This is a genomic window from Janthinobacterium sp. GW822-FHT07A03 (assembly GCF_058798815.1).
Map to the genome: position 1 here is coordinate 589364 of NZ_JBXAKW010000003.1, position 8490 is coordinate 597853.

Annotated in this window: 6 protein-coding genes and 1 rRNA gene; 2 read left to right on the top strand and 5 right to left on the bottom strand. The window is 60.2% G+C overall.

What is annotated here, in order from left to right; translation table 11 throughout:
• Window positions 1-11: 11 nt before the first annotated feature.
• The 3 genes from AC1RJW_RS12255 to AC1RJW_RS12265 form a co-directional block, all read right to left on the bottom strand.
• Window positions 12-1694: a long-chain fatty acid--CoA ligase gene (locus tag AC1RJW_RS12255; RefSeq protein ID WP_493045137.1), complete on the bottom strand. Its 1683-nt coding sequence runs from the start codon at window positions 1692-1694 to the stop codon at window positions 12-14.
• Window positions 1695-1970: 276 nt separating this feature from the next.
• Entirely contained in the window at window positions 1971-3026 is a 1056-nt protein-coding gene (locus AC1RJW_RS12260; protein ID WP_493045138.1) for an aminopeptidase, read from the bottom strand.
• A 2-nt stretch (window positions 3027-3028) separates the two neighbouring features.
• Window positions 3029-5104, bottom strand: a complete 2076-nt coding sequence (locus AC1RJW_RS12265; protein ID WP_493045139.1) for a molybdopterin-containing oxidoreductase family protein — start codon at window positions 5102-5104, stop codon at window positions 3029-3031.
• Between the two features lie 206 nt (window positions 5105-5310).
• Between AC1RJW_RS12265 and AC1RJW_RS12270 the strand changes: the two genes are divergently transcribed.
• Window positions 5311-6504, top strand: a complete 1194-nt coding sequence (locus tag AC1RJW_RS12270; RefSeq protein WP_493045140.1) for a M20 aminoacylase family protein — start codon at window positions 5311-5313, stop codon at window positions 6502-6504.
• A 1-nt stretch (window position 6505) separates the two neighbouring features.
• Here the strand turns inward: AC1RJW_RS12270 and AC1RJW_RS12275 are convergent, their stop codons facing one another.
• Window positions 6506-7408 carry an NAD(P)-dependent oxidoreductase gene (locus AC1RJW_RS12275; protein WP_493045141.1) on the bottom strand — a complete coding sequence of 301 codons (903 nt, stop codon included), beginning with the start codon at window positions 7406-7408 and terminating at the stop codon, window positions 6506-6508.
• Window positions 7409-7496: 88 nt separating this feature from the next.
• Here AC1RJW_RS12275 and AC1RJW_RS12280 point away from each other — a divergent pair, with 88 nt between their 5' ends.
• Complete coding sequence (locus tag AC1RJW_RS12280; RefSeq protein WP_226941203.1) at window positions 7497-8069, top strand: acyloxyacyl hydrolase; 573 nt, start codon at window positions 7497-7499, stop codon at window positions 8067-8069.
• A 133-nt stretch (window positions 8070-8202) separates the two neighbouring features.
• On the opposite strand, the gene rrf is transcribed toward AC1RJW_RS12280, so the two are convergent.
• Window positions 8203-8315, bottom strand: a 5S ribosomal RNA gene (gene rrf / locus AC1RJW_RS12285).
• Between the last annotated feature and the right edge of the window lie 175 nt (window positions 8316-8490).

The window sequence follows — 8490 nt, forward strand, 5'->3', positions numbered from 1 at the left end:
ATCCACATTGTTTATGCTGCTATCTTCGTTTCGTCACGCAAGGCGCGACGCAAAATCTTGCCGACGTTGGTCTTCGGCAGTTCATCACGGAATTCGATGTATTTCGGCCGCTTGTAGCCCGTGAACTGCTCCTTGCAATACGCGGCCAGCACGGCCTGGGTCAGGTTCGGGTCCTTGCGCACGACAAACACTTTCACGGCCTCGCCCGAGTGCTCGTCAGGCACGCCCACGCAGGCGCACTCGAGCACGCCCGGATGGGCCGCAATGACGGCCTCGACTTCGTTCGGATACACATTGAAGCCGGAAACGAGAATCATGTCTTTCTTGCGATCCACGATCTTCACGTAGCCGCGCTCGTCCATGATGCCCACGTCGCCCGATTTGAAGTAACCGTCCGGCGTCATGACCTTGGCCGTCTCATCGGGACGGTTCCAGTAGCCGCTCATCACTTGCGGGCCACGGATGGCGATTTCGCCCGTCTGGCCCAGCGGCACTTCCTTGCCGTCATCGTCGAGGATGGCAATGTCGGTCGAGGGCACGGGCAAGCCGATGGTGCCGGAAAACGCCGTGCTGTCGGCGCGGTTGCAGGTGGCAACAGGCGACGTTTCCGACAAGCCATAGCCTTCGATGATGGACACGCCCGTTACTTGCAGCCACTTGTCGTTGACGGCTTGCTGCACCGCCATGCCGCCGCCATTGGCGATCTTCAAGCCCGAGAAATCGAGCTTGGCGAAGTCGGGATGATTGACCAGCGCGTTATACAGCGTATTGACCGCAGGCAACAAATTGAACTTGTACTTGCCCAGTTCCTTGATCAGGCCAGGGATATCGCGCGGATTAGGGATCAGGATATTCAGCGCGCCCACACGCGTGCCCCACATCGCGCACGCCGTCAGGGCAAAGATATGGTACAGCGGCAAGGCGCAGACGATGATCAGCTGCTCGCGGCTGTTCTGGTCGAGCGCCGCGCCCGACCACGCTTCGCTTTGCAGCACATTGGCGATCACATTGCGATGGCTCAAGGTCGCACCTTTCGACACGCCCGTGGTGCCGCCCGTATATTGCAGGAAGGCAGCATCGTTGATGCTCAGCTCGACGGGCGTGAGCTTCATGCGGCTGCCCAGCGCCAGTGCCTGCTTGAAACGCATGGCGTTCGGCAAGGAATACGCGGGCACCATCTTCTTGACGTTGCGCACGACAAAATTGACGATCATGCCCTTCAAGCCGCCCAGCATTTCGCCCATGCTGGCAACGACGATGTGCTTGACAGCCGTCTTGCTCAGCACTTGCTCGACCGTATGGGCAAAGTTTTCCAGCACGATGATGGCTTCGCTGCCCGAATCGTTCAGCTGGTGCTCGAGTTCGCGCGGCGTATATAAAGGATTGACGTTGACCACCGTGTAGCCGGCGCGCAGCACGGCCGCGATCGCCACCGGATACTGGAGTACGTTCGGCATCATCAGGGCGACTCTGGCCCCCTTTTTCAAGCCGCGGCTTTGCAGCCAAGCGCCCAGCTGGCGCGAATAGGTGTCGAGTTCGGCATAGGTGAGAAATTTGTCCATGCAGACATAGGCATTACGGTCCGCATATTTTTGAAACGCTTCTTCCAGCAAATGCACCAGCGAACGATATTGATCAGGATCGATGTCGGCGGGGACGCCGGGAGGATACGACTTCAGCCAAATTTTTTCCATCCTGTGCCTCTTGTCTCGAATAATCGTGGGGGAGCCGGCGCATCTTGCCGACGCGGATCATTGCTGCGGATTCTGTCGTCCGGCAGTCAGTTTGAGCATTCTGACGAGCAATTGCTCTATGCTACTAATGCGATGCTATCGGGCGCCGCGCTTCCATGCAAGCGCTTTCAACAGTATTCGAGCAGCAACTCTAGGGGCATTTTGTGCTGCATTGCAGCATGATAAATACGCTGTTACCGAATCGCTTGCCTCGGCGTACTGGACAATCTTTACGGGTCAGGGGCTGGACAATTGTTCCAGCGCACGCCTGCGCTCAGGCTTCTTGATCTGGGCCATTGTGTGCACTGCAGCATAAAAAGCACGAAAGTTCTTTTTTTCTTCCAGCAATTTTTTGAAGGCAGGCAAAAATTCATTGTAGGTAGACACGGAAGCCAGGTGCGCATTGCTCAATGGCTGCTCGAACCAGCGGTCGTAACCGGCAAAACCACCCCAGTTTTTCTTCAGTGCCTGATATGCATCTTGCAATGCCGCAAACACCTGCGCCTTGCGCGCGCGCTTCTCCGCATCGCTGGCCTCGCTCGCATACACGACTTCCAGTTCCCCCCGGTATATCAGCAGCAAGGCCAGAAAATCCTGGCGCCGCGCCGCGTACTGGGCGTACGACGCGCGCATCGCGTCATTGCCCTCGCGCGCCAGCCAGCGCTGCACGCCCGCCTCTTCCACGGCACTGGCAAACGACTCGTTGAAGGCCGAATCGCCGGGCACGTACACCACCTGATGCGCCAGTTCATGGAAAATCAGGCGCGCCAGTTCCGCATCGTTGTAGTTGATAAAGGTCGACAGCAGCGGGTCGTCGAACCAGCCCAAGGTGGAATAGGCGGGCACGCCGCCCACCTGCACGTCGTAATGCTGGGCGCGCAGCTCGTCGGCATACGCGAGCGCCTCGTCCTTGCTGTAATAGCCGCGGTAATTGACGCAGCCGGCGATGGGAAAACACCATTGCAGCGGCTGCAGCGACAGTTCCGGCGTGGCCACCACGTTCCACAGCACGAAGGGGCGCCGCAGGGCCGCGTAGTTCTTGTAGCTGCCATTGTCCGGTAAATCCAGCTCGCTGACGGCAAAGCGGCGAATTTGCTGCGCCTTGGCCAGGCGCACTTTCAGGCGCGGCTCGGTGGCCGGATCATCGAGCCAGTCACCGATGGGCCGGGCGCCGGACCACAAGGCATATTGCCCCTGCGCCGCCTGCGTGTAGTAGCGCAGCTGCGTGCAGCCGCCCAGCGACAGGCACAAGGTGCCGACAAGCAGGCGGACCGGCCAGCGCGCCAGGGCCATGCTCAGGCAGCCTTTTCCACTTCGACCAGCGTATCGTAAAACGTCGGCGCGCGGCCCATGTCCGTCAGGCGCTGGCTCGTCACTTCATTGGCGTTCTTGCCGTCGCTGGCGAGTTTCTTCCACCATACGGACAAGCCCACCACCAGGCCCCGTCTCGCCTTGTCCGTGACCCTGGCCTTGGCGACAAAACTGCCGCGGTCATTGAAGATGCGCACCATGTCGCCGGCCGTGATGCCGCGCGCGGCGCAGTCGTCCGGATGGATGTCGAGGTGCGGCTCGCCTTCGGCCGCGCGCAGGCTTTTCACGTTCACGAAAGTAGAATTGAGGAAATTGCGCGCCGGCGGGGAAATCATGGCCAGCGGGAAGCGCGCCGCCAGCGCAGGATTGCTGGCTTGCGATTCGTGCGGTGCAATATACGTGGGCAAGGGATCGAGTCCCGCCTGCGCCATGGCTTCCGAATACAACTCACACCTGCCCGATGGCGTAGGGAAACCGCCCTCGGCAAATGGCGCCTCGGGCATGGCCAGCTTTTGCCAGCCCCTGCGTTTCAGCGATTCCCAGTCAAAATGCACGGCGCGTGCATCTGTGCTGTCGAAGGCCTTGGCCGCCAGCGCATCGTCACTTTCCTGGAAGCACGGGTCATCAAAGCCCATGTATTGGGCCAGCAGGCGGAAGATTTCCGTATTCGCCTTCGCTTCGCCCAGCGGCGCCACGGCCGCGTTGTTCGCCATCATGTACAGATGGCCGTAGGTGGAATGCGCATCGACGTGTTCCAGCTGCGTGGTGGCTGGCAGCACGATGTCGGCGTAATCGACGGTATCGGTCTGGAAGTGTTCGAGCACGACCGTAAACAAGTCTTCGCGGGCAAAACCCTGCGCCACTTTCGAGGAATCGGGCGCCACCGCCAGCGGATTCGAGTTGTAGACGATCACGGCTTCCACCTGCGGGCCGAATTCGGGCGAGCTGGCTTTCAACAGGTCGTCGCCGATGGTGCTCATGTTGATGGTGCGCGGCGTGCCTTTGAGCAAATCCGGGCGCTGCAGGGCCTTGCGGTTGACGGGGAAGGAACCCGAGCTTGACAGTTGCATGCCGCCGGCAGGATGGCGCCACGCGCCCGTCAGGGCTGGCAGGCAGGCGATGTTGCGCACGGCCATGCCGCCGCCATGCACGCGCTGCACGCCGTAGTTGGTGCGGATGGCGGCGCCTTCGCCAGAGCGGCACGCCTGGCCATACAGGCGTGCCAGTTCCACCACTTCCGTGGTCGTGATGCCGCATACCTCGGCAACGCGCTCGGGCGGCCATTCCAGCGCCCGCTGTTTCAAGGCATCGTAGCCTACAGTGTAGCGTTCGATGTAGTCATGATCGAGCAAATCTTCCAGAATCAAGACATACATCAAACCCAGCGCCAGGGCCGCGTCGGTACCCGGCAGCAAGGCGATATGCTGGTGGCATTTTTCTGCCGTCAGCGAACGGTAGGGATCGATGGCGATCAGGGTGGCGCCATTGCGCTTGGCTTCCTGCGCCCGCATCCAGAAGTGCAGGTTCGAGGCGATCGGGTTGCCACCCCAGATGATGATCAACTTGGCGTTCTGGAACTGTTCCAGGTCCGTGCCGATGCTGGCGCCCACCGTGTAGCGGTAGCCCGTGGCGCCGGCCGACGCGCAAATGGTGCGGTCCAGCAGGGAAGCACCGAGCTGGTTGAAGAAACGCGAGGACATCGATTCGCCCTGCACCAGGCCCATGGTGCCGCAGTAGCTGTACGGCAAGATCGCCTGCGGATCGCGCGCGGCGATCGGTTTCAACCGGGCCGCGATGGTCGTCAGTGCTTCGTCCCAGCTGATGCGCTCGAACTTGCCTTTCCCCTTCTTGCCCACGCGGCGCAGCGGATGCAGCAGCCGGTCCGCATGGTAGGTGCGCTCCGTGAAGCGCGATACCTTCGTGCACAGTACGCCAGCCGTGGTCGGGTGGTCAGGATCGCCCTTGACGGCGGTGGCCACCCCATCGGTCACGGTGACCAGCAAGGCGCAGGTATCGGGGCAATCGAGCGGGCAGGCGGCGCGCACTTGGGTGGTGGTCATGGTGCAATCCAAAAACGTTGGGGGAAGGCGATACTGTAAACCATTCCGCGCGCTTGCTGTTGGCGTCAGGGCAAGCTGGTCCGTGCGCTGGATTTACCCGGCAAACAAGGGCTACAATGCACTATTAGCCACGCCTGTTTTTGATCAAACAAGCGCGGTCCGGCGCGCCATACATTGCTGCGTGCCAGCATCCACAGGAGAGTCCCATGAAACTAGTTGATCCGATCTTGGCGTTTCAATCCGAGCTGCAAGGTATCCGCCGCGACCTGCATGCGCACCCCGAGCTGTGCTACGAAGAACAGCGCACCTCGGACGTGGTCGCCGCCAAACTGACGGAATGGGGCATTCCCGTGGTACGCGGCCTGGGCCGCACTGGCGTGGTCGGCATCATCCAGCATGGCACCTCCAAGCGTGCCATCGGCCTGCGCGCCGATATGGATGCCTTGCCGATGCAGGAAATGAATACTTTCGAGCATGCCTCGCGCCACCCGGGCAAGATGCACGCCTGCGGCCACGACGGCCACACGGCCATGCTGCTCGGTGCGGCCCATTACCTGGCGCAACACCGCAACTTCGATGGCACTGTCTACCTCGTCTTCCAGCCGGCGGAAGAAGGCGGCGCCGGCGCGCGCGAAATGATCGAAGATGGCTTGTTCAGCCGCTTTCCCATGGATGCCATTTACGGCATGCACAACTGGCCGGGCGCCGAAACGGGCACCCTGAGCGTGGTGGAAGGGCCGATGATGGCGTCGAGCAATGAATTCCACGTCACCGTCAAGGGCAAGGGCGCGCATGCGGCCCAGCCCCACAAGGGCATCGACCCCGTGATGGTGGCCGTGCAAATCGCGCAAAGCTGGCAAACCGTCATCACGCGCAACAAGAGTCCGCTCGACACGGCCGTGCTGTCGATCACGCAAATCCATGCGGGCAGTGCCACCAACGTGATTCCCGATGACGCCAGCCTGGTCGGCACCGTGCGCACGTTTACCACGCCCGTGCTGGACCTGATCGAAGAGCGCATGCGCGAGATCGCCGTGCACACTGCCGCCGCTTTTGGCGCGGAAGTCGACTTCCACTTCAAGCGCAACTATCCGCCGCTGGTCAACCATGCGAAAGAAACGGCGTTTGCCGTCGACGTGATGAAAAGCGTGGTGGGCGCGGACAAGGTCAACGCGAATGTCGAACCCACCATGGGCGCGGAAGATTTCGCGTTTTTCCTGCAGGAAAAGGCCGGCTGTTACATCTTTATCGGCAATGGCGATGGCGATCACCGCGATGGCGGCCACGGCCTGGGCCCGTGCGTCTTGCACAATGGCAGCTACGACTTCAACGACAATCTGCTGCCAATCGGCGCCAGTTTCTGGGTCAAGCTGGCCGAAGCGAGCCTGCCCGTCGCTTGATTCAGCTCAGCTTGTCCGGACCTGTGCCCAGACGCTGGCCCGGATTCAACGCTTCCAGGGCCAGCAAGGCTGCCGCATGGTCGGCCGTCGGGTGGCTGGTGGCGAGGGTTTCATAGCGCTGCGTCACCAGTTGCGTCACTGGCAAGGTGACGTGCGCCGCTTCGGCCGCCGCGAGGATATTGTGCATGTCCTTGATCTGGCTCTTCACCTGGCCACCGGCAACAAAGTTGCGCGCCAACATGCGCTGGCCATGTACGTCCAGAATCTTGCTCTCGGCAAAACCGCCGCGGATGGCTGCCCGCACGGCAGCCGCATCGGCACCCGCCGCCTGGGCCAGCAGCAAGGCTTCCGCCACGATATTCAGGGTCGCGCCGACGATCAGCTGATTGCACAGCTTGGCCACCTGGCCACTGCCGGGCGGGCCCACCAGAGTCGGGCGCCCCATCGCCGCCAGGAGAGTTTCCACACGCGCGTAATCGCCGGCGCTGGCACCGGCCATGATGGCCAGGGTACCCGCCTGCGCCCCGCCGACACCGCCCGACACGGGCGCATCGATGAAGCCATGGCCAGCGGCGTGCAAGGTGGCATGAAATTGCTGGGCTTCCGATTGCTTGGTGGAACTCATATCGATCCACAGCGCACCAGCGGGCAAGGCCGGCAGCGCCTCTTGCAACACGTGCGCCACGATGGGACCGGCTTCCAGCATCGAGATGACCACGTCCGCGCCATCGACCGCTTCAGCTACGGATACGGCTGCCTGCGCCCCTGCCGCACGCAGGAGTTGGGCCTTGCTGTGCGTGCGATTCCAAATTGTGACAGAATATCCAGCGCGTAGCAGGCACCGGACCATCGGATCCCCCATCAGACCGATACCGAGAAATGCGATTTTTGTAGAGAATGTCAATTGAACCCCTGAGATCAACAAGTGGCGAGAGCGGCATCAAAGCAGGTGCCTGTACAAACAAGACAATAGCCTAACGGCCAATTTTACGATGAAAGCCTCTATGTTCTTCAAGAAGAATCTCCTCAAATCCATCGCCGCCGTTGCCGCGCTGATGGCGGCCAACGCCGGCTTTGCCGCCGACGACAAACTGATCGACTCCGTCTACGGCGAATATGCCAAGGGTGTCAAAGTACAGATGCTGCGCGCTGGCGTGACGTCGAACTGGGATAAGGCCTGGTTTGTATCGAATGGCACTCAGCTGAGCGGTTACTGGGATGCCAGCATCGGCGGTTGGGATGGCAAGAGCTATCGCAACGTCCCCGGCCAACATCAAAAACTGTGGGACCTGGGCTTTACCCCTGTCTTCCGCTTTGAAAACACGAATAAGCTGGGCTTCTATGCGGAAGGCGGCATTGGCGTACATATGCTGTCGAAGCTGTACGATAACGACGATAACCGCCTGTCGACCCACTTCCAGTTCGGTGACCATATCGGCGTCGGCTATGTCTTCAATAACAAATGGGAAGTCGCTGCGAAGATCCAGCATTTCTCGAACGGCGGCTACAAAAAGCCAAACAGCGGCGTCAATTACATGAACGTCAAAGTCGCTTATCACTTTTAATGGGTTTGATAAATGACAAAGGCAGCGCGTAGCGCTGCCTTTTTTTATGCCGTTACGCTTTGGCGGCTGAATCAGCAGACGAAAAAAAACCCCACCGGAGTCCGGCGGGGTTTTTCTCTACTGCGAATAACAAGCCTGACGATAACCTACTTTCACACTGGTTGCAGCACTATCATCGGCGCAAAGTTGTTTCACGGTCCTGTTCGGGATGGGAAGGGGTGGGACCAACTTGCTATGGTCATCAGGCATAACTTGTACTGGCGCTTGTTCTCTGTTGAGCAACAAGGCCATGAATCTGGAAGAAGTAGGATTATGTATTGAGGTATTAGTGTTACAACACTAAGGGGTAATGATTGCGATCAACAACACGCAACATGTACTTTCTCATCCTCTGTACCTGCTAAGGTTATAGGGACAAGCC